This is a genomic window from Planomicrobium soli (assembly GCF_003014655.1).
Classification (GTDB): Bacteria; Bacillota; Bacilli; order Bacillales_A; family Planococcaceae; genus Planococcus; species Planococcus soli_B.
The window spans coordinates 1-1,429 of sequence record NZ_PYAT01000034.1; the positions used below are offsets into that span (position 1 = coordinate 1).

The window sequence follows — 1,429 nt, forward strand, 5'->3', positions numbered from 1 at the left end:
TCTTGGACAGACGGACGCCCTCGGCGTCTTGCGTAGCGAAAGCCATGGAGTTCTTTGGCATCCGCAAAGCTTCTTTCAATGGTTTGGCTGCGCAGTTTATAAAGCTTCGCTCCACTTTTGGTTCGCTTGTTTTGGCGGACCCGTTCTTTTTCGGTTTCCCAAATATGGCGGGTGATGGTCCGCTGGTTGCTCGTAGGCGAAAAGCATTCGGCGCGCAGCGGGCAATTTGTGCAGTCCTGTGGTCGGCTCTTGTACTGCCGGTAGCCCTTCCGGTCCGTCGTCGCATAGGCCAATTTGCAGCCCATCGGGCAGGCATATGCCTCCACCGAATCGACATAGGTGAACAGGCGTTTCGCCAGCTTCGGGCTCCCGTTCTTGAACCGGCGGTAGCCCATGACCGCAAAGACGCCTTGTTCGTTGAGTTTTTTGCAGATATGCCCCGTGAAATAACCGGCATCCAACGCGACCGCTTCCACGTGAAAGCCAAACTTCTTCTGTTGAACGGCCAAACGGTCCAAGTACCGCTCGGAATCGCTGGCATTGCCAGGCGTGATGAAGGTGTCCGTAATGAAGTTGTACTTGGCATCGACGGTCCGTTGGTCCAGGTAGAAGAACCCGTGCGGCTTCTGGTCCCGCATCAGAAATCCGCTGTCGGGATCCGTCAAGCTGACACGGGTGGTCTCGATTTTCAATTCGCGGGCAGCCGCCGGGGCTTTCAAGGCTTTTTTCCATGCGCCTCCCGGTCCTCTTGGACCGCTTGTTCCAACTCAGCGAAGTAGCTGCTCACTTTTTTTGATTTGGCTTTGCGGATGAATTTGTTTTTATTGGCATTGGCTTTGACATGGGTGGAATCGGAAAGCAGGACACGGCCACTGACCAAGCCATGGGCCTGGGCTTGGCGGACCGTTTCGTCGAAGATTTCCTCGAAGACGGTCGTGTCCTCAAAGCGGCCTTTTCGATTGAAGCTGATGGTCGAGTGGTCCGGGATGGGATCTAGAAGGGAATAGCCTAAGAACCAACGGTATGGAATGCTGGAACGGATCTCTTTTTCGAGCTGGCGTTCGGAACGGATGCCGTAGAAATAGCCGATGAACAACATCTTGAACAGGGTAATGGGCGGGATGGCCGGTCGGCCATTATCGGAACAGTAGTACGGAGTGGCGATCTGTTCAATGAACGAAAAATCGATCAAGGTGTCAACGGTCCGAAGAAAATGGTCTGGCGGCACGAGTTCGTCAATGGTGACAGTCACTTGTTCATGGCGATGGTTCTTGACAGGGCCAATCATGGGGCATCGCTCCTTCGTTTTCTTTCAGTATAGGACCGGCACGAGCCAATGAAAACCTGCAAAAGTCGCAAATGGAGCGGAAGGCGGCGACTCCAGCGGGACCAGCGCGAGCCGAAGACCCTGGACAGAGCGAAGCGAAGG

At 54.7% G+C, this 1,429-nt stretch carries 1 pseudogene; it reads right to left on the reverse strand.

Annotation, left to right across the window (positions count from 1 at the left end):
• A pseudogene (locus B0H99_RS18105) lies at positions 1-1,288 on the reverse strand (IS1182 family transposase); the annotation flags it as partial.
• Between the last annotated feature and the right edge of the window lie 141 nt (positions 1,289-1,429).